The following is a 19,426-nucleotide window of genomic DNA, read 5'->3' as shown; positions in this document are numbered from 1 at the left end:
ACGATATGGACCTTGCGGGCAAACACCTGGTGCTTGGACTGACGGGCGGCATTGCATGCTACAAGTCGGCCGAGCTCACGCGCATGCTGACCCAAGCCGGCGCCACCGTCCAAGTGGCGATGACAGAAGCGGCCACACAATTCATCACGCCGGTCACGATGCAGGCACTGTCCGGCCATCCGGTCTACACCAGCCAGTGGGACGCACGGATCGATAACAACATGCCGCACATCGACCTGTCGCGCCGCGCGGACGCGATCGTGATCGCTCCCGCGTCGACTGACTTCATCGCCAAGCTAGCCAACGGGCTGTGCGACGATCTCTTGTCCACGTTGGCCGTGGCACGCGACTGTCCGTTGTTGGTCGTGCCGGCGATGAACCGCCAGATGTGGCAAAACCCGGCGACGCAACGTAACGTCGCCCAGTTGCGCGCGGACGGTATCACGGTGCTCGGCCCGGATGCCGGCCCGCAGGCATGTGGCGAGATCGGCGACGGCCGCATGCTGGAACCCGCAGCGGTGTACGAGGCGATCATCGCCTTTTTTCAGCCGAAGAAGCTGGTGGGACAGCGCGTGCTGATCACAGCGGGTCCCACGTTTGAGCCGATCGATCCGGTCCGCGGCATTACCAATCGTTCGAGCGGCAAGATGGGATTCGCGCTCGCGCGTGCCGCAGCGCAGGCCGGTGCGCGCGTGCACCTGGTCGCCGGCCCGGTCGCGCTCGCTACGCCGTGGGGCGTGAGCCGCGAAGACGTACAGACCGCACGGCAAATGTACGACGCGGTCATGGCGGCCATCGCCGACACCGACATTTTCATCGCCGTCGCCGCGGTCGCCGACTGGCGTGCCGCTCAGGTGTCCGAGCACAAACTGAAGAAGGCCGCCGGTCAACCGGCGCCGCCGCTGGATTTTGTCGAGAACCCGGATATCCTGGCCAGTGTCGCCGCGCTGCCCTCGCCGCCTTACTGCGTCGGCTTCGCGGCGGAAAGCGGCGAGCTGGGCGTGAACGGTGAAGCGAAGCGGCGGCGCAAGAACGTCCCGCTGCTCATTGGCAACCTGGGGCCGAAGACATTCGGCGAGGATGACAACGAAGTCGTACTATTTGAAACCACTGGCTCGACGCCGTTGCCGCGCGCGGATAAGCAATCACTCGCGCGCACGTTGGTCGACGAGATTGCGCAGCGCGTGCCGGGCAGTCTTTTCGCGTAAGTCACGCCCGCGCGGGTGGCGCGCCCTGGTCTCGGCCCACCACGCGTGCGGCACGCTATCCGGTCCTCACATGACTCGACTGTCAATACTCGATCAAACGCCGGTGATTGACGGCCATTCGGTCGCCGACGCCATTGCCGCCACCGTCGAACTCGCGCAGCTTGCTGACCACCTGGGCTATACCCGCTTTTGGTGCGCGGAGCATCACGGCTTGCGCTCAGTGGCCAATCCCGCACCGGAAGTCATGCTCGCGCGCCTGGGCAGCGTCACGCAACGCATCCGGATCGGCTCGGGCGGCATCATGCTACCCTACTATAGTGCGTTCAAGGTCGCCGAGCAGTTCATGATGCTCGAAGCGTTGTTCCCGGGGCGTGTCGATCTAGCCGTGGGCCGCGCGCCCGGCGGTGATATGCGCACCGCGCAGGCCGTCGCGGCCGGCGCCTACAATCGTGGCGAGTTTTTTCCACGGCAAGTGGCCGAACTAGCCGGACTGTTTCGCGGGCAACTCGCCGACGACTCATTCGCCCGCGACGTGCTGCTGCAACCCCATGTCGCAACGCGGCCGCAGTTGTGGGTACTCGGGTCAAGCGACTTCGGCGGTGCACTGGCCGCGCAGCTTGGCATCCGGTTCGCGTTCGCGCACTTCATCAACGCGTTCTTTGGCCACACGGTCGCGCAGGCGTACCGGACGCAATTCAAACCCGGGCTTGAATCTCATCCCTACTTGGCCGCAGCGGTTTTCGTGATTTGCGCGGATACCGAGCAACAGGCCGACGCACTGGAAAAGGCCGTCGATCTGCGTCGCGTGCACATGGCGTATGGCTTGAACGAACCGATCCCGACCGTCGAGCAAGCGCTCGAGCAGACATATGGCGAACGCGAACGGCTGATCATTGAGCGCGAAAGAGCACGCAGCATCATCGGCACACCGGAGTCGGTGGTCCCGCGTGTGCTGGAGATTCAACAGCAGTTCAACGCTGACGAGTTGATTGTGCTGACCGTCGCGGCCAGCTACAAGGCACGGCTGCGTTCATATGAATTGCTTGCGCAGGCATTCGATCTGGCCGCGCAAACGCACAAGACGGCATAATCGAACCTTTTGCGTGCTTGTCGTGCCCTCGCGTCGTACCGCGCCGGCACTGCGACAGCATGTCATAGAGCATGCCGCGATGCTAGCACGCCCCGCTACTCCCACTACTGACTGATTGATGAACATCGACCTGAAGATTCTCGACCCGCGCATGCAGGACGCCCTGCCCGCCTATGCCACTGCCGGCAGCGCCGGTCTGGATCTGCGCGCCTGCCTGGACGAACCGCTAGTTCTGCAACCGGGTGCCACCGCGCTGGTGCCGACCGGCCTGGCTATCCATATCGGTACGCCAGGTTATGCGGCATTAATCTTGCCGCGCTCTGGATTGGGCCACAAGCACGGCATCGTGCTCGGCAACCTGGTGGGACTGATCGATTCCGATTATCAAGGCCAGTTGATGATCTCCACGTGGAACCGTGGCGGGACCGCGTTCACGCTCAATCCAATGGAGCGCCTCGCGCAACTCGTCGTCGTACCGGTGGCGCAGGTGCAATTCAACGTGGTCAACGATTTCTCGCACAGCGAACGAGGTGCCGGCGGCTTCGGCAGCACCGGCCGGCACTGAGCGACAAAAAAGCGCGGGACGTCGCCCGCGCGTTGTTATCGCACAATCGCTGCGATCACTCGACTTCGGCCGTTTCCGGGTTGGTCGGATTGCGCGGCGCCGCATTCTCGTCGAACGTGAGCTGCACCTTGTCGTTGTCGTCGATGTCAACCATCACGCGCCCACCCGTCATCAGCTTGCCGAACAGCAGTTCGTCCGCCAACGCGCGGCGGATCGTATCCTGGATCAGCCGCTGCATCGGCCGCGCGCCCATTAACGGGTCGAAACCGTGCTTGGCCAAGTGCTTGCGCAACGCGTCAGTGAATAACGCATCGACCTTCTTCTCGTGCAACTGATCCTCCAGCTGCATCAAGAACTTGTCGACCACGCGCATAATGATTTCCTCATCGAGCGAGCGGAAGCTGATGATCGCGTCGAGCCGGTTGCGGAACTCCGGCGTGAACATCCGCTTGATGTCCGCCATCTCGTCGCCGGTCTCGCGACGTGTCGTGAATCCAATCGTCGCCTTGTTCATCGCCTCGGCGCCCGCGTTCGTCGTCATGATGATGATGACGTTACGGAAGTCCGACTTACGGCCATTGTTGTCCGTCAACGTGCCATGGTCCATCACTTGCAGCAGCACGTTAAAGATGTCCGGGTGCGCCTTTTCGATCTCGTCGAGCAGCAGCACGCAATGCGGCTTCTTCGTGACCGCCTCCGTCAGCAGCCCGCCCTGATCGAATCCGACGTAGCCGGGCGGCGCGCCAATCAGTCGGCTCACCGCGTGGCGTTCCATATATTCGGACATATCAAAGCGCACTAACTCGATGCCCATCGTAAAGGCCAGTTGACGCGCCACCTCTGTCTTGCCGACGCCGGTCGGACCGGAAAATAGGAACGCACCAATCGGCTTGTCCGTCTTACCGAGCCCGGCCCGCGCCATCTTGATGGCCGCGGCCAACGCGTCGATCGCCGGATCCTGGCCAAACACCACGCTCTTCAAGTCACGGTCCAGCGTCTGCAGCTTACTGCGGTCGTCTTGCGACACACTTTGCGCCGGCACCCGCGCAATCTTGGAAATAATGTCCTCGATCTCCGTCTTGCCAATCGTCTTCTTTTGCTTGGACCTAGGCAAGATCCGCTGCGCCGCACCCGCCTCGTCGATCACATCAATCGCCTTGTCCGGCAAATGCCGGTCGGTAATGAACCGTGCGGACAACTCGGCCGCCGCCGATAGCGCGCCGGACGAGTACTTGACGCCGTGGTGCTCCTCGAAGCGGGACTTCAAGCCACGCAGGATCGCCACCGTCTGCTCAACCGTCGGCTCGGACACGTCAATTTTTTGGAAACGACGCGACAATGCCGCATCTTTTTCAAAGATGCCCCGGAATTCGGTGAAGGTCGTTGCGCCGATGCACTTAAGTTGACCGGAAGACAGCGCCGGCTTGAGCAGGTTCGACGCATCGAGCGTGCCGCCCGAAGCGGCGCCCGCGCCGATCAGCGTATGGATCTCATCGATGAACAGGATCGCATGCGGGCGGTCCTTCAACTCCTTGAGCACCGTCTTGAGCCGCTGCTCAAAGTCGCCCCGGTACTTCGTGCCCGCCAGCAACGCCCCCATGTCGAGGGAATACACTTGCGCATCCGCTAAAATATCGGGCACCTCGCCGCGCACGATCCGCCATGCCAGCCCTTCGACGATGGCCGTCTTGCCCACGCCGGCCTCACCCACCATCAGCGGATTGTTCTTGCGGCGCCGGCACAGCACCTGCACCATCCGTTCGACCTCGGGATCGCGTCCGATCAAAGGGTCGATCTTGCCATCGCGCGCCTGCTGATTCAGGTTTTGCGTAAATTGCGCCAGCGGCGTTTCCTTCTGCGCGCTGGCATCGTCACCGTCGACCGGCGACTCACCCGCCTTCGTCGCATCCGGCCCGGCAGCCTTCGCGATGCCGTGCGAAATGAAGTTGACTACGTCCAACCGGGTTACGCCCTGCTGCTGCAGGTAATACACCGCATGCGAATCCTTCTCGCCGAAGATCGCAACCAGCACGTTCGCGCCGGTCACCTCCTTCTTGCCGCTGGACGTCGACTGCACATGCATAATCGCGCGCTGGATCACGCGTTGGAAGCCCAACGTTGGCTGCGTGTCGACGTCGTCGGTCCCCGGCACGATCGGCGTGTTATCGTGGATGAAATTGCGCAGGTTCTGGCGCAGATCCTCGATGTTCGCGGCACACGCGCGAAGCACCTCCGCCGCCGTTGGGTTATCCAACAGCGCGAGCAACAGGTGTTCGACGGTGATGAACTCATGCCTCGCTTGGCGTGCTTCCATGAACGCCATATGAAGGCTGACTTCCAGTTCCTGGGCAATCATGCTTCCTCCATCACGCACCGCAGCGGGTGTCCCGCTTGCCGCGCGTGCGTTACAACCTGCTCAACCTTAGTCGACGCGATGTCCCGCGTATAGATCCCGCAAACTCCGCGCCCCTCGTGATGCACTTTCAACATAATCTGCGTCGCGGTATCGCGATCCTTGTTGAAGTATTGCTGTATTACCATCACGACGAATTCCATTGGCGTGAAGTCGTCGTTTAGCAAAACCACGCGGTACATCGACGGCGGCTTGGCCTTTTGTTCCTGCCGCTCCAGTACTGTACCGTCCTGCTTGTCCGGGATAATGGCCATACACCCATTCTAAACAACTCGGCCACGCAAGCAATCCCGCCAAAACGCTCAACGGGCACCCGATACGGCGCGGCACACATTCTTTCGTCACCAGAGCGCGACCGCCTCTCCGGCACCCTGCCAACGGTGAGCGCCTGCCCTACGGCAAGGCGCACAGTGTTGCGCTGATCCTGCATGCGCAAAATTCGTTCCGTGGCTATCTCGGTGCATTATGCGACTTTTCAAGCCCTCGCGCTGCGTGGGCGTCGGAAGCGCCCATTGAGATGACGTCAAGATGACTATCGTGCGTTGTTCAGGCCTGCATTGGGTGTCCATGCAACAGGGTTTTCGGGCGTCTCAAAATTTTCTTGACACTGACTTTTAGACCACCAACAATCAAGCTGGCACTTTTTTCCAGCTGTCTACACAGCCAGGAAAAATGCCGGGTGAGCTTGTTAGAGGGATCCGGCCGCATGGGGCACGGAGCTTTTCGAACGTGCTCGTGTAGCAAGGACGAGAGTGACAGGGGAAGTAGGATGGCGATAGGTACGGTCAAATGGTTCAATGACGCCAAAGGTTACGGATTCATCACGCCGGACGAAGGCGGGGAGGATCTGTTCGCGCATTTTTCGGCTATCCAGATGAACGGCTTCAAGACCCTCAAGGAAGGTCAGAAGGTCAGCTTCGAAGTCGTGCAGGGACCGAAAGGCAAGCAAGCTTCGAATATCCAGGCGGCTGCCTGATTGTTCGAATCGCTTGCGTCGCGAAGCAGAAAAACCCGGTTTCGAGCCGGGTTTTTCCTTTTCTGCACCGCTACAGTTTGACGCCGACGCGCAACCACACCGTGCGGCCGGACTCCATGACCGGTGAATGGGCCGGATAGCCAAAGCCCGCATTGCCCGCCAGATTGAGATGCTCGGTGTACGCGTTGTCGAACAAGTTGTCCACGCCCAGCGTCAGCGTGGCCGCCTTGCCGAACGCGTACTGCGCATGCAGTGACACGACGCCGAAGCCGGCGCTCGGCCCGAAATCCTTGCCGACCACGTTCCCTTCATTGAACGCGTACCGGCGCTGCGCCGCCACCACGCGCCACAGCGCCCCGACCGACCACGTCCCGTGCTGGTAGTGCGCGCCCACGCGCGCCTCCAGCGGTGGAATCTGCGGCAACGGCCCGCCCGTGTCGTTGTTACGCCCCCACGCGTACGCGAGCGAGGTCTCGAACCGCCACGCCGGCGTGGCGCGCCACGTGGCGCCCAATTCGCCGCCGAGGATCCGTGCACCCACCTGCGTCGCGCGACTGGCCGGTCCCATCGGCCCGGACACGTAGTCGAACAGGATGAAATTTTGCACGCTACCCGCATACGCCGACAACCAGGCGTCAAGGTGCTCGCCGCTGTACTGGGTGCCGATATCCAGTTGCGTGGTCTTTTCGGGACGCAACGACGAAAACGCGTTGACCGAACCATCCGGACCTCGTTTCGGCGAGAATAGCTCCCAATAATCCGGGAAACGCTCGGCATGCCCCACTCCGACGTACCACATCGCGGGCAACGTCGTGAGATCGCGCTCGTAACGCACGAAGCCGCTGGGCAAAGTACGCTCGCGTTGCACATCAGCCGTCGGATTCGGCGCTTGCATCGCACCGGAGCCGACGTTGACGCGCCGGTCGCGTACCGCGGCACGGTCCACCCGTAGCCCCGTCACCATCCGTTCAGCCTGCGTCGCGTACCAGGTCAGTTCGCCAAATCCGCCCATGCTCCACAAGGTTGCGGACGGCTTCCACGGACCGTTGCCGTTGGCGGCGGCCCGCTGCAGCGACCGGTTATCGAGCGCATGGTGCTGCCCATCCACTCCCGCCACCAGCTTGAACTGGTCCGTGAACCGCAGCGTTGCGGCACTGCGAGCGCCGAACGTGCGCCGCCGCACCTCGGATGCCATCGACATGGACCTGCCGCCGCCTGCCGGCGAGCGCAGCGTGAAGTTATCCATCACATGGTCGAAATCGGTGTAGTAGACCTGCGCCTCGACGCGGTCCAGCACCTCGCCCAGGTGCGAGCGCTCGGCACGCAGACCATAGCTATCGCGCCGGAACCGTGCACCGTCCATGCCGCGGCCGGCGTAGCGCGCATAGCCGTCACCGGTACCGGCGCTCGCTTCGATGCGGGTATGCTCGTTCGGCGTCCAGCCTAGTGCCGTGTCCACGTTCCATTTGTCCCACTGCGATGGCACCGTATTGCCGTTGCCGTCGCGGTAGTCTTGCTGATGCGCGTGATTAGCGATCACGCGCGCATAGCCTTCGCGCATGCCCGCGCTCAAGTCGACATTCTGGTCGTTGCGGCCGAACGAGCCGCCAACTAAGCTGCCATCGAAGCGCATGCCCGGCGCGTCGAAGCGGCGGGTCGTGCGCTCGAACAGCACCGTACCGGCCGATGCGCCCGGCCCATAGAGTACCGATTGCGGCCCTTTGACGACGGTCACCTTGTCGTAGCTCTCCGGCGCGATATACGAGGTCGGGGCATCCATGCGGCCCGGACAGGCGCCCAGCATCGGCGCGCCATTGCTCAGTAGGCTCAGCCGCGATCCAGACATGCCGCGAAACACCGCATCTGCATTGGTGCCGCCGCTGCGGATCGCCGAAAAGCCCGGCACCGTCTTCAAATAGTCGGCGCCGTCGCTCGCGGGCAGCGGCTGGCGCGGCTGCTTCGGGTCGGTCACCACGATCAGCGGATTCTTTGGCGCATTGGCGATAACCTCAATCGGCACGAGCACCGATGCAGCACCCACCGGGGGTGCGTCAGGCGGCAACGCATCAGCTTGCGCGTGAGCGCTCACTGTGCTCAACAGGCCCGCCACTGCGGCGAACACCGAAGGCGTCCAGCGCCGACAGCGGTGGTACGCCACTACAAGATGCGCGTTGATCAGGCGACGCGACGCCGCCTGATCCAGGAAGGTAAATTTCATGCAAACAACCCATGGCATGCCGTCCAGGCCGGCAGTTGGATGGCCGCCCCGGCCGGCATCGGTTACGGAATGAGCAAATAAGTAGCCGTCAAACCGCACCCGGGGGCGCCCGAGGATAGGAGACAAGATGCCGCGACGCGGGCCGGGGGGCGCCATCGATTACCGGCCGCGTGGCCGCGCGCCAACGCTGCAGCATGAGCGTCGGGACCTGTGGTGCGCCGATGGCCGGACTGTGGGCGAGCAGGCTGCAATAACCGCATGCGTCCAGGTGCCCACTCACGTGCGCCGATCCGTGGGCCGAGGCCCGTTCGCCCGTCGTGGCCGCACTGCACAGTACCGTGTCGACGCCGCGCCCAGCGTGGCTGAGCCACTGCGAGGCGAGCGGCATCGCGACGATCAGCCAGATCGCCGTCAGGCCAAGCCAGGCGGTCAGTTTTCGGGCGCGACGATCGGACATCGGGTAACAGCGCACAAGCGTCGCGGAGGCGACGGTGAAGAACGGACGGGTCAGGATTATCCGTCGCCAACGCCATTCTTTCAATTGTGTTTCAGCCACCGCCGCGGGTTAGTGGCGAATTGCCGCAGCTCGCCATGCCGTGGGCGCGACGCGGCGAAAGGCCGACGAATGGTCGGCGCAATGCGCGCCGTGCCGACGCAAAAAACCCCTGTGACACATCGCCTGCGCCACAGAGGTCCTCTTATTCCAGCGCGATACGCCAGTCCGTGCGGGGCACCGTTACATATTTTCGATCAACACCTGACCGAAGCCGGAGCACGACACCTGCGTCGCGCCCTCCATCAGGCGCGCGAAGTCATACGTGACGCGCTTTTGTAAGATCGACTTCTGCATCGCGGAAATGATCACGTCAGCCGCCTCGGTCCAGCCTAGGTGACGCAGCATCATCTCGGCCGACAGGATTTCCGAGCCCGGGTTCACGTAGTCCTTGCCAGCGTATTTCGGCGCGGTCCCGTGGGTCGCCTCGAACATCGCGACCGAATCCGACAGGTTGGCGCCCGGCGCGATGCCAATGCCACCAACCTGCGCTGCCAACGCGTCCGAAATGTAGTCGCCATTCAGATTCAACGTCGCGATCACGTCGTATTCGGCCGGACGCAGCAGGATCTGCTGCAGGAATGCGTCGGCGATCACATCCTTGATCACGATCTCGGTACCGCTCTTCGGATTCTTGATCTTCATCCACGGGCCACCGTCGATCAGCTCTGCGCCAAACTCCTTCTGGGCGAGTGCATAGCCGTAGTCGCGGAACGCGCCTTCGGTGAACTTCATGATGTTGCCCTTGTGCACCAGCGTGACCGACTTGCGGTTATTGTCGAGCGCATACTGGATGGCCTTGCGCACCAGCCGCTCCGTGCCCTCGCGCGACACTGGCTTGATGCCGAGCCCCGATGTTTCCGGGAAACGGATCTTCTTGACACCCATTTCCTCTCGCAGGAACTGGATGACCTTCTTGGCCTGCTCGGACTGGGCGGCCCATTCGATGCCCGCATAGATATCCTCCGAATTTTCGCGGAAGATCACCATGTTGGTCTTCTCGGGCTCGCGCACCGGCGAAGGCACGCCCTGGAAGTACTGCACCGGGCGCAGGCATACGTACAGATCCAGCTCCTGGCGCAGCGCCACATTCAGCGAGCGGATGCCGCCGCCAACCGGCGTGGTCAGCGGCCCCTTGATCGAGACGACATACTCCTTCAGGACCTGCAGCGTTTCCTCCGGAAGCCACACATCCGGCCCGTAGACCTTGGTTGCCTTCTCGCCGGCAAAGATCTCCATCCATGCGATCTTCTTCTTGCCACCATAGGCCTTCTCGATCGCCGCATCGACCACCTTAATCATCACTGGCGTAATGTCGAAGCCAATGCCATCGCCTTCGATGTACGGAATGATCGGCTGATCCGGAACGTTGAGCGAAAAGTCCTGATTGACGGTGATCTTCTCACCGGCCGGAACCTTGATGTGCTGATACGGCATGTTCGACTCCAATGATATGGACGGGCTGAAAGTATGCTGTGCGGCTACGCGCCAACATGCGTTATTCCTGCGTCGGCTGCTAAGGCAGCTCGCGACGGCCTCACTCGAGACTCGCGGGTCGCGCGTAGCAACGCACTATTCTAGCGCGCCGGCAAGACACCACGGTGCCGCGTCGACGCAAGTCTTATATAAGACATAAGACTTGCGTTTCGTATTATGCGCTAATATTTCGCCATTTGCCATAGGGACGGGTCCTGGCGCCCGCGCATCGCCCATGCGACTGATTGCATTGAACAAACCGTATGGCACAATTTGCCAATTCTCCGCCCACGAAACGCGTGCATCGCTGGCCACATGGGTCGACGTGCCCGATGTCTACCCTGCGGGCCGGCTCGACGCGGACAGCGAGGGGCTGCTGTTGCTCACCGACGACGGCACGCTACAGGCGCGCATTGCCGAGCCGCGCCACAAGCTGGTCAAGCGCTACTGGGCACAACTGGACGGCGCTGCACCCGCTTCGGCACTAGCCGCCCTGGAACGCGGCGTGGACCTTGGGGACTACGTGAGCAGGCCTTGTCGCGCCCGTTTCATCGAGCCGCCCACCGGCCTGTGGCAGCGCAATCCGCCGGTACGCTATCGCGCCGCGATTCCGACCACGTGGATCGAGTTGGCCCTCGGCGAGGGCCGTAATCGCCAAGTGCGACGGATGACCGCAGCGGTGGGCTTTCCGACATTGCGCCTGATTCGCGTCGGTATCGGCGCGCTGGATTTGTTCGCGCTCGGCCTAGCGCCCGGCCAATGGCGCGCGCTGCCGCCGTCGGCGCCGTGGCACGGCACGCGCTGACGCGCACATCAAGCCACCTGTCCCTAGCCCTGCCGCTGCCCTCGCGCCAGTCCCTGCCCCCGTGCCGCTTGCCGACATAGGGTTTTCACCCATTCGCCGAAGCGCGCGTCAACCCGATCGACGGGCACCGCGTTATTGGCCAGGATGCCGCCACAGCGTGCTCCGGCATCGGCCGACGTCGCCACCCCGCCGCACCCAGGATGGCACGAAAGCAACGGGCCCGCGCGAATTGTCGAACGAGCCTGTCAACCGAAAGCTGGATCCCGCGTTGATTGACATGACTCATCAAGCGGGTCATTTGGTTAATTCACTCAGTTTGAGGAAAAACAACATGAACAAACTAATCGCTGCCCTGATCGCTGGCCTGTTCGCCACCGCTGCTTTCGCGCAATCGTCGGCCCCGGAAGTCGCATCAGCCCCGGCGGCGGCTTCGAAGACCGAAGCGCACAAGCAGGCTCACAAGTCGCACAAGAAGGCGGCGAAGAAGGCTGCTGCTGCTTCGGAAGCGACTTCGAACTAAGTTTTCCGTCTCCCCAAACCACAAGAACGACGCTGCACTGCCGTTGCGACGGCATTCAAAGGCGGGTTGCCGCAAGGCAATCTGCCTTTTTGTTGGTCGGTACTGCCCAGCGATTCGCGTAACATGCGCGTATTGACGTTACGAGGAGTCTGCCGTGGTTGTTCCGGTGCGATCCGCGCTGTCTGTGTCCCGCTTGCTCCACGTGCTCGCCCGGCACGCGCGCCCCGCCTCGCCGCGGCCTTGCATCGATACCTTGAGGCCCGCACCGCTGGCCCGTGCCGCCGCTGCGCTGGTAACCGGCGTCACGCTCGCGCTGGGTGCCTGCGGCGCGCTGGCGCAGCCGCTGCCGGCCGCACTGAAGCGCCCCGAGCAATTTCCGCGAGCCTCATTGACGATCGGCATGTACGTGGTCGATGCGGCCATTGCCGCGAACCCGGCCGATCGCGAGCAAGGGCTGATGTTCCGCAAGTCGCTGGCGCCGAACGAAGGCATGTTATTCGTATTCGACGAGAACGCAGTCCATTGTTTCTGGATGAAAAACACGCCGTTGCCGCTGTCGATCGCCTTCATCCGCGCCGATGGCACGATCACGGATCTGGATGAGATGCAAGCGCAGACACAAAATAACCACTGTCCCACTCACAATGGCATATACGCGCTCGAGATGAGCAAGGGATGGTTTGCATCAAAGGGCATCAAGCCTGGCATGCGCGTGCTCGGCTTGCCGCCCGCACCTTGATGATCGCGCCCGCACCCTGATCGCGCCCCAGACCACGGCGCCCCAAACCGCGACACCTCACCTGCTGTCTGCCCGACCCGCTCGTCGGGCAACGCGTTTGCTCACCGAATCAAGCAAAACGGCCCACGCAACGCTATCCTATGTCTGTTGGCGCGCGCGCTACTAAGCGCCCGCGCAGGCCGTTTTTCCCGGTTCGTCGGGCGGACGCGGTGTCCGATGCCTGCCGGACCGGCCATCCATCGCGAGGAAGGAGATTCAAGTGGCCCGCAAAACTCCCATCGAGCGCTACCGAAACATAGGCATCAGCGCCCATATTGACGCCGGCAAGACAACGACCACCGAGCGCATCCTCTTCTACACCGGCGTGAGCCATAAGATGGGTGAAGTGCACGAGGGCGCCGCGACGATGGACTGGATGGAGCAAGAGCAGGAGCGCGGCATCACGATCACGTCAGCGGCGACCACAGCGTTCTGGAAAGGCATGGCGGGCAACTATCCGGAACACCGGATCAATATTATCGACACCCCGGGGCACGTGGACTTCACAATCGAAGTCGAGCGCTCGATGCGCGTGCTCGATGGCGCGTGCATGGTCTACGATTCGGTCGGCGGCGTTCAGCCGCAATCAGAAACGGTGTGGCGCCAGGCCAATAAGTACAACGTGCCGCGCATCGCGTTCGTCAATAAGATGGACCGCGTCGGCGCGGACTTTTTCCGCGTGCAGCGGCAGATCAGCGAACGGCTGCGCGGCGTCGCGGTGCCGATCCAAATTCCGATCGGCGCGGAAGACCATTTTCAGGGCGTCATTGACCTGGTCAAAATGAAGGCGATCATTTGGGACGAGGACAGCCTTGGCGTGAAATTCGAGTACCGGGACATCCCAGCCGAGCTAGCCGAACTCGCGCAACAATGGCGCGACAAGATGGTCGAGGCGGCAGCGGAAGCCAGCGAGGCACTGCTCGAAAAATACCTCGACGATCATCATTCGCTGACCGAGCAAGAGATCAAGGATGCACTACGCAAGCGCACGATCGCCAATGAGATCGTGCCGATGCTGTGCGGCAGTGCATTCAAGAATAAAGGCGTGCAGGCGATGCTCGACGCGGTCATCGATTACCTGCCGTCACCGGTCGACGTGCCGGCGATCCTCGGCCACACGCCGGACGACGAACAGGCCGAGCGGCATCCGGCCGACGACGAGCCGTTCTCCGCACTGGCGTTCAAGATCATGACGGACCCGTTCGTCGGTCAGCTCATCTTCTTCCGCGTGTACTCAGGGGTCGTCAACTCGGGCGACACCGTGCTCAATCCGACCAAGAGCAAGCGAGAACGGATCGGCCGTATCCTGCAAATGCACGCGAACGAGCGAACCGAGATCAAGGAGGTGCGCGCCGGCGACATCGCCGCAGCGGTCGGCCTGAAAGAGGCGAGCACCGGCGATACGCTGTGCGACCCGAACAACGTGATCATCCTGGAGCGGATGATCTTTCCGGAGCCGGTGATCTCGCAAGCCGTGGAGCCGAAGACAAAGGCCGACCAGGAAAAGATGGGTATCGCATTGAACCGCCTCGCGCAGGAGGACCCGTCGTTCCGTGTGAAGACTGACGAGGAGTCAGGCCAAACGATCATCTCTGGCATGGGCGAGTTGCACCTGGAAATCCTGGTCGATCGGATGAGACGCGAATTCAACGTTGAGGCGACGGTCGGCAAGCCCCAGGTGGCCTATCGCGAGACGGTACGCAACGCAATGCAGAACGTCGAGGGTAAGTTCGTCAAGCAGTCCGGCGGCCGCGGCCAATACGGGCACGCGGTGATCACACTGGAGCCGCAGCCGCCCGGCAAGGGCTATGAGTTCGTCGACGCGATCAAGGGCGGCGTGATTCCGCGCGAGTTCATCCCGGCGGTGGACCGAGGCATCCGTGAAGCGATGCAGGCTGGCGTGCTGGCTGGCTATCCGGTCGTAGACATCAAGGTGACGCTGACGTTCGGCTCATATCACGACGTGGATTCGAACGAAAACGCATTCCGGATGGCCGGCTCGATCGCGTTCAAGGAAGGCATGCGGCGCGCGCGGCCCGTGCTGCTCGAGCCAGTGATGGCGGTTGAGGTCGAAACGCCGGAGGATTTTATGGGCAACGTGATGGGCGATCTGTCCAGCCGCCGCGGCATTGTCCAGGGCATGGAGGACATCGCGGGCGGAGGCGGCAAGGTGGTGCGCGCCGAAGTGCCACTGGCCGAAATGTTCGGCTATTCAACCACGTTGCGCTCGCTGACACAGGGGCGTGCGACCTATACGATGGAGTTCAAGCACTACGCGGAAAGTCCGCAGCATGTCGCCGACGCCGTCATCAACGCGAAGTCGGCCCGCTAAGCCCCGCCCATGACCCACGCCCTTTCCGCGCCGCGGCCGCGCATGCCACGCGCCGCGGCGTGCCGCGACCCGGTGTGGCACCACGCGATTGACGAACGGCAGCAGATAAAAGTTTAGGCCGCGAAAGAACGTGCGTTTTCACGACAGCAAGCCGTTGACTGCCAACGACGTCGTCGCAACGTTCGAGCGGTTGTGCGACCCGCAAACCGGGTCGGCTGCTGCCTCCACCCTCAAGGGCGGGCCCAGCCTCAGCCCGGTGGCGCGGGCACGGGCACAGGCACGGGACAGCCATACCGTCGAATTCCATCTGGACGCCCCTAACGGCAACGTCCCGCACTACGATCGTCTGGCAACGACAATGCGGCCATCGTGCCGGCGCACGCGGCAAGACAACGCTGGCCAATGTCGTATTAGCGCTGGCTAAGGTCGCATTAGGCGTGGTCACGTCGGATTCCGGCGCAACGATCCAGTTCGCCGGCAGGCCCTACCGCCGCAATTGGCGCGGCGTAGTGCCGAGCAAATCGACGTGCTGCTGATCCGTGTTCCAGAGCCCGGAGTGCGTGTGAGCGTCGCGCTAACCGGCGATGCGCGGGCACGGCGCTTTATCGGGTAGACAGCGCGAGCGGCGGGCCAAAGCCGCCTAGAATAACGGCTTGTGCTGCGAAACCGTCCGATTAACCTATGTCCGGAACCCCGTCTCGCCCCTCCCGCCACGCCGTTGCACCGGAGCGCAAGCTGACCATCATGCTATGGCTGGTTGCAACGGGATTCTTCATGCAGGCGCTGGATACGACGATCGTCAATACCGCACTGCCAGCCATGGCGCGCAGCCTCGGCGAGTCGGCATTGCGAATGCAGTCCGTGGTGATCGCGTACTCGCTAACGATGGCGTTGATGATCCCGGTTTCTGGCTTCTTGGCCGACCGATTTGGCACGCGACGCGTGTTCTTCAGCGCCATCCTCATTTTCACGCTTGGCTCGCTCATGTGCGCGAGCGCGTCGGCCCTCTGGCAACTCGTCGCCTCGCGGGTGGTACAGGGCGTGGGCGGTGCGATGCTATTGCCCGTCGGACGGCTTGCCGTGCTGCGCAGCTTCCCACGCGAGCGCTACCTGCCGGCACTGAGCTTCGTGGCGATTCCCGGGCTGGTCGGGCCATTGATCGGGCCGACGCTGGGCGGCTGGCTGACCGACGTCGCGTCATGGCACTGGGTATTCTTGATTAACGTGCCGGTCGGCCTGGCGGGCTGCATCGCGACGGCGCTGTTTATGCTCGGCGAACCGCTGGACAAAGTCGAGCGCTTCGACGTGAAGGGCTACTTGTTGCTCGTCGTGGCCATGCTGGCGTTGACGCTGGCATTGGACGGGCTAGCCGAGTTGCGGTTGGCGCATGCGCTCGTGCTGGTATTGCTGGTGCTGGCCTTCGCGTGCCTGACGACCTATGGACTGCACGCGACGCGCAGCCCGCACCCGCTGTTCTCGCTCGAGTTGTTCCGTATTCACACGTTCAGCGTCGGCCTGCTGGGTAATCTGTTCGCGCGCATCGGCAGCGGCGCGATGCCCTATCTGTTGCCGCTGCTGCTGCAGGTAAGCCTGGGCTACACGCCGTTTCATGCGGGCCTGATGATGCTACCGGTGGCAGCGGCCGGCATGATGTCCAAGCGCATTGTCACGACGTTGATCATGCGCCACGGCTACCGCCGCGTGCTGCTGGCCAACACCGTCCTGGTCGGGGCGACCATGGCCAGTTTTGCGCTGATGTCGCCAGAGCAGCCGCTGTGGATCCGACTCATGCAATTAACCCTCTTCGGCGGCGTGAATTCGGTGCAATTCACCGCGATGAATACGCTGACGCTGAAAGATCTTGGACGCGAAGGGGCAAGCAGCGGCAACAGCCTGTTTTCGCTGGTGCAAATGCTGTCGATGAGCTTGGGGGTCACGATTGCCGGCGCGCTGCTCGCCACGTTCACAGCCCTATTCGGACACATCGCGCCCTCGCAAACGCTGCCGGCATTTCACGCGACATTTGTCTGCATCGGCGTGATCACCGCGTTATCCGCCTGGATCTTCGGGCAGTTGGCGCCGGACATCCGCAGCACGGGAAGGCACAATGGCGATGCCGAGACCCTCTAAGCGGCGCACGGCTGCGTGCATGTCACGCATTGCGCAACGCCATCGCTCCACGCGTACGCACCGCACCGGGGCACCGCCCGAAGCGGGCACCGCGTGCTGCCTACGCCGCGCCGGCGTATTGCTTCGCACAGAACTTGCAAACAGTCTGAATGCCGCTATGCTGAGGTTGTGAGCAGGACGCGACCCCGTGGTATTGAGTTTATGACGCCTTCTAAAGCATCCCCTTGGCCTTCCAGCCTGCTCGATGTCGAGTCAGCAGGCTTGTCGCCGGTTCGCCCGTTCTCCGGCGACGAAGGCGCGCGCCGGACCGTGCGCTACGGCGACTATACGATCTTCAGCGTTTTCCAGCCGGTATTGAGCGTGTCACACCGGCGCGCGATCGGGTACCACGCGTCACTGCGCGCGCGCGATGCGACACGCGAACACGTGCCGTCGCACGAGGTATTCGTGCAGGCAGCGCGACAAGGCGACCTACTGGAACTCGGGCGGCTCGCCGAATCGCTGCACCTGAACAACTTCTGCGCGCTCGAGAAACAAGACGAATGGCTGTTCCTGAGCCTGACGCCGGTCGCGCTGACCGACACCAGCTATGCAGACGCACTGGTCGCGGCAATGAAAACGCTCGGACTGGCGACGCAAGGTGTCGTGCTGGAGTTGCCAGCGGAACAGGCTGGCGGCGAAACGAAGCGATTCGCCGATGTCATCAACAACCTGCGGCGAGCGGGATTTCTGATCGCCCTAGACGGCTTCGGTGTCAAGCATTCGAATATCGAGCGTGTGTGGGCGTTGCAGCCGGACATCGTCACGCTGGACCGGTACATCATGCAGCAGGCGATCGAGCACACGCATATCGAACGGGTATTGCCCGGGCTCGTTTCGTTGCTGCACGAGTCGGGACAGCTCGTGCTGCTCGGTGGGCTCGCGACCGAGCGCGAGGCGCTGATCGCGCTGGAATGCAACGTCGATTTCATGCAAGGCAACTTCTTTGCGCCACCCGACGTCGACGTGGCGTCACAGGCCGACACGGCCGGCAGGCTGGATCACTTGAGCGGTGCGCTGCGTGAACGCATCACCACGCGCTCGGCGAACGAAAAAGCCCGCCTTGCACCTTATGTCGCGGCGCTGGAAAGCGGGGCGCGGCACCTGGCCGGCGGCGCATCCATGCAAGCGGCCAGTGCGGGCATGTTGGCACTCGGTCAAACGGCGCGCTGCTTTTTGCTCGACGACGCGGGCCTGCAGATTGGCGACAACGTGGTGGCGCCCGGACGCCAGAAACGGCGTGCGAAGCGCTTCGCGCCATTGCAGCATTCGGAAGGGGCCAGTTGGGAGCGCCGGCCGTACTTCACGTCGGCGGTTCATACACCGGGCTACGTGCAATTCACGCCGCCGTACCTGTCGATCAATGACGCGCAGCTTTGCGTGACTGCGTCGATTGCGGTACGGGTGGCGGACCGCCTCATGGTGCTGTGCGCGGATATCGACTGGAATGGCGCGTCGCTCGCGTAGGAGCGACGCGTTGCAGGTACACGCGCGGCGATGCCGCGCGCGAGCTTCACACGCCGAAGTTCTTGGCGGCAAAATCCCAATTCACAACGTTCCAGAATGCGTCGACAAACTTCGGACGCGCGTTGCGATAGTCGATATAGTACGCGTGCTCCCAGACGTCCAGCGTCAGTAACGGCGTGACGTCGGTCGTCAGTGGCGTCGCGGCATTGCTGGTCGAGACGATATCCAGTGAGCCATCGGCCTTTTTCACGAGCCAGGCCCAGCCGGAGCCGAACGTGCCGACCGCCACCTTTGCGAAAGCTTCCTTGAATGCGTCGTACGAGCCCCACTGCGCGTTGATCGCGTCACCGAGCTTGCCGGTCGGCGTGCCGCCGCCCTGCGGCGACAGGCTGTTCCAAAAAAACGTGTGGTTCCACACTTGTGCTGCGTTGTTGAAGATGCCGCCCGACGATTGCTTGACGATCTCCTCCAGCGACAGGTTCTCGAACTCTGTACCCGGAATCAGGTTGTTCAGGTTCGTCACATAGGCCTGGTGGTGTTTGCCGTAGTGAAATTCCAGCGTCTCTTCCGAGATGTGCGGAGCCAGCGCATTCTTCGCGAACGGCAGAGGGGGGAGCGTATGTTGTGCCATGGTGCAAACTTCCTTTATAACGGATTGGGGACCAGGGGGAGTCATGCTGCCGAACACTTGATTCTAGGTGAGTTGGAATAACCTCGCAAATCGTCGGCCCTTTATGCGCGGCATTGCTTTGCTTGCTCCTGTAAATGAGCAAGAACTGCTCGGCAGCGCGCCATTCTGCACACAACAGACGACGTCGATATCGCCGACGCCGCGGGCATGCGACGCTCACCTCCA

General features: G+C 62.6%; 17 protein-coding genes. 11 read left to right on the top strand and 6 right to left on the bottom strand.

The window, feature by feature from the left end; translation table 11 throughout:
- Positions 1-5 precede the first annotated feature (5 nt).
- From coaBC to dut, 3 genes are all read left to right on the top strand, one after another.
- Positions 6-1,208, top strand: a complete 1,203-nt coding sequence (coaBC, locus tag KQH60_RS02675; RefSeq protein ID WP_237575052.1) for a bifunctional phosphopantothenoylcysteine decarboxylase/phosphopantothenate--cysteine ligase CoaBC — start codon at positions 6-8, stop codon at positions 1,206-1,208.
- 70 nt (positions 1,209-1,278) lie between these two features.
- Positions 1,279-2,298 carry an LLM class flavin-dependent oxidoreductase gene (locus KQH60_RS02670; RefSeq protein ID WP_237575051.1) on the top strand — a complete coding sequence of 340 codons (1,020 nt, stop codon included), beginning with the start codon at positions 1,279-1,281 and terminating at the stop codon, positions 2,296-2,298.
- A gap of 115 nt (positions 2,299-2,413) precedes the next feature.
- Entirely contained in the window at positions 2,414-2,863 is a 450-nt protein-coding gene (dut, locus tag KQH60_RS02665) for a dUTP diphosphatase (RefSeq protein ID WP_199180390.1), read from the top strand.
- 55 nt (positions 2,864-2,918) lie between these two features.
- Here dut and clpA read toward each other — a convergent pair whose 3' ends face one another.
- Entirely contained in the window at positions 2,919-5,219 is a 2,301-nt protein-coding gene (clpA, locus tag KQH60_RS02660; protein WP_237575050.1) for an ATP-dependent Clp protease ATP-binding subunit ClpA, read from the bottom strand.
- Positions 5,216-5,530 carry an ATP-dependent Clp protease adapter ClpS gene (clpS, locus tag KQH60_RS02655; protein ID WP_237575049.1) on the bottom strand — a complete coding sequence of 105 codons (315 nt, stop codon included), beginning with the start codon at positions 5,528-5,530 and terminating at the stop codon, positions 5,216-5,218. Before clpS ends, clpA begins: the two co-directional genes overlap by 4 nt.
- Positions 5,531-6,045: 515 nt before the next feature.
- Between clpS and cspD the strand changes: the two genes are divergently transcribed.
- Complete coding sequence (gene cspD / locus KQH60_RS02650) at positions 6,046-6,252, top strand: cold shock domain-containing protein CspD (RefSeq protein ID WP_237575048.1); 207 nt, start codon at positions 6,046-6,048, stop codon at positions 6,250-6,252.
- 70 nt (positions 6,253-6,322) lie between these two features.
- Here the strand turns inward: cspD and KQH60_RS02645 are convergent, their stop codons facing one another.
- From KQH60_RS02645 to icd, 3 genes are all read right to left on the bottom strand, one after another.
- A complete protein-coding gene (locus KQH60_RS02645) occupies positions 6,323-8,470 on the bottom strand; it encodes a TonB-dependent copper receptor (protein ID WP_237575047.1) in 2,148 nt (715 codons plus the stop codon).
- Positions 8,471-8,558: 88 nt separating this feature from the next.
- A complete protein-coding gene (locus KQH60_RS02640) occupies positions 8,559-8,927 on the bottom strand; it encodes a DUF2946 domain-containing protein (protein ID WP_237575046.1) in 369 nt (122 codons plus the stop codon).
- A gap of 279 nt (positions 8,928-9,206) precedes the next feature.
- Entirely contained in the window at positions 9,207-10,460 is a 1,254-nt protein-coding gene (icd, locus tag KQH60_RS02635) for an NADP-dependent isocitrate dehydrogenase (RefSeq protein WP_237575045.1), read from the bottom strand.
- A 274-nt stretch (positions 10,461-10,734) separates the two neighbouring features.
- Here icd and KQH60_RS02630 point away from each other — a divergent pair, with 274 nt between their 5' ends.
- The 7 genes from KQH60_RS02630 (at position 10,735) to KQH60_RS02600 (ending at position 18,570) form a co-directional block, all read left to right on the top strand.
- Complete coding sequence (locus KQH60_RS02630) at positions 10,735-11,304, top strand: pseudouridine synthase (protein WP_237575044.1); 570 nt, start codon at positions 10,735-10,737, stop codon at positions 11,302-11,304.
- A gap of 331 nt (positions 11,305-11,635) precedes the next feature.
- Positions 11,636-11,824 (top strand): hypothetical protein, encoded by a 189-nt coding sequence (locus KQH60_RS02625; protein ID WP_237575043.1) that lies wholly within the window; start codon positions 11,636-11,638, stop codon positions 11,822-11,824.
- A 253-nt stretch (positions 11,825-12,077) separates the two neighbouring features.
- On the top strand, positions 12,078-12,563 hold the full coding sequence (locus tag KQH60_RS02620) for a DUF192 domain-containing protein (RefSeq protein WP_237575281.1): 486 nt from the start codon (positions 12,078-12,080) through the stop codon (positions 12,561-12,563).
- 259 nt (positions 12,564-12,822) lie between these two features.
- Complete coding sequence (fusA, locus tag KQH60_RS02615; RefSeq protein ID WP_237575042.1) at positions 12,823-14,934, top strand: elongation factor G; 2,112 nt, start codon at positions 12,823-12,825, stop codon at positions 14,932-14,934.
- Between the two features lie 130 nt (positions 14,935-15,064).
- Positions 15,065-15,358, top strand: coding sequence for an ABC transporter substrate-binding protein (locus KQH60_RS02610; RefSeq protein WP_237575041.1), 294 nt, complete (start codon positions 15,065-15,067; stop codon positions 15,356-15,358).
- A gap of 257 nt (positions 15,359-15,615) precedes the next feature.
- Positions 15,616-17,064, top strand: coding sequence for a multidrug transporter subunit MdtD (mdtD, locus tag KQH60_RS02605; protein WP_237575040.1), 1,449 nt, complete (start codon positions 15,616-15,618; stop codon positions 17,062-17,064).
- A 201-nt stretch (positions 17,065-17,265) separates the two neighbouring features.
- Positions 17,266-18,570, top strand: coding sequence for an EAL domain-containing protein (locus KQH60_RS02600; RefSeq protein WP_237575039.1), 1,305 nt, complete (start codon positions 17,266-17,268; stop codon positions 18,568-18,570).
- A 46-nt stretch (positions 18,571-18,616) separates the two neighbouring features.
- Here the strand turns inward: KQH60_RS02600 and sodB are convergent, their stop codons facing one another.
- Positions 18,617-19,201: a superoxide dismutase gene (gene sodB, locus KQH60_RS02595; protein ID WP_237575038.1), complete on the bottom strand. Its 585-nt coding sequence runs from the start codon at positions 19,199-19,201 to the stop codon at positions 18,617-18,619.
- Positions 19,202-19,426 lie beyond the last annotated feature (225 nt).

The organism is Mycetohabitans sp. B8 (assembly GCF_021991875.1).
Classification (GTDB): Bacteria; Pseudomonadota; Gammaproteobacteria; order Burkholderiales; family Burkholderiaceae; genus Mycetohabitans.
Note: the sequence above shows the minus strand (reverse complement) of the source record. Positions and strands in the feature narration are given on the sequence as shown.

Excerpts from the sequence above, each read along its gene's own strand:
- coaBC (WP_237575052.1), top strand. The coding sequence starts at position 6 with ATGGACCTTGCGGGCAAACACCTGGTGCTTGGACTGACGGGCGGCATT.
- KQH60_RS02670 (WP_237575051.1), top strand. The coding sequence starts at position 1,279 with ATGACTCGACTGTCAATACTCGATCAAACGCCGGTGATTGACGGCCAT.
- clpA (WP_237575050.1), bottom strand. The coding sequence starts at position 5,219 with ATGATTGCCCAGGAACTGGAAGTCAGCCTTCATATGGCGTTCATGGAA.
- clpS (WP_237575049.1), bottom strand. The coding sequence starts at position 5,530 with ATGGCCATTATCCCGGACAAGCAGGACGGTACAGTACTGGAGCGGCAG.
- cspD (WP_237575048.1), top strand. The coding sequence starts at position 6,046 with ATGGCGATAGGTACGGTCAAATGGTTCAATGACGCCAAAGGTTACGGA.
- KQH60_RS02645 (WP_237575047.1), bottom strand. The coding sequence starts at position 8,470 with ATGAAATTTACCTTCCTGGATCAGGCGGCGTCGCGTCGCCTGATCAAC.
- KQH60_RS02640 (WP_237575046.1), bottom strand. The coding sequence starts at position 8,927 with ATGTCCGATCGTCGCGCCCGAAAACTGACCGCCTGGCTTGGCCTGACG.
- icd (WP_237575045.1), bottom strand. The coding sequence starts at position 10,460 with ATGCCGTATCAGCACATCAAGGTTCCGGCCGGTGAGAAGATCACCGTC.
- KQH60_RS02630 (WP_237575044.1), top strand. The coding sequence starts at position 10,735 with ATGCGACTGATTGCATTGAACAAACCGTATGGCACAATTTGCCAATTC.
- KQH60_RS02625 (WP_237575043.1), top strand. The coding sequence starts at position 11,636 with ATGAACAAACTAATCGCTGCCCTGATCGCTGGCCTGTTCGCCACCGCT.
- mdtD (WP_237575040.1), top strand. The coding sequence starts at position 15,616 with ATGTCCGGAACCCCGTCTCGCCCCTCCCGCCACGCCGTTGCACCGGAG.
- KQH60_RS02600 (WP_237575039.1), top strand. The coding sequence starts at position 17,266 with ATGACGCCTTCTAAAGCATCCCCTTGGCCTTCCAGCCTGCTCGATGTC.
- sodB (WP_237575038.1), bottom strand. The coding sequence starts at position 19,201 with ATGGCACAACATACGCTCCCCCCTCTGCCGTTCGCGAAGAATGCGCTG.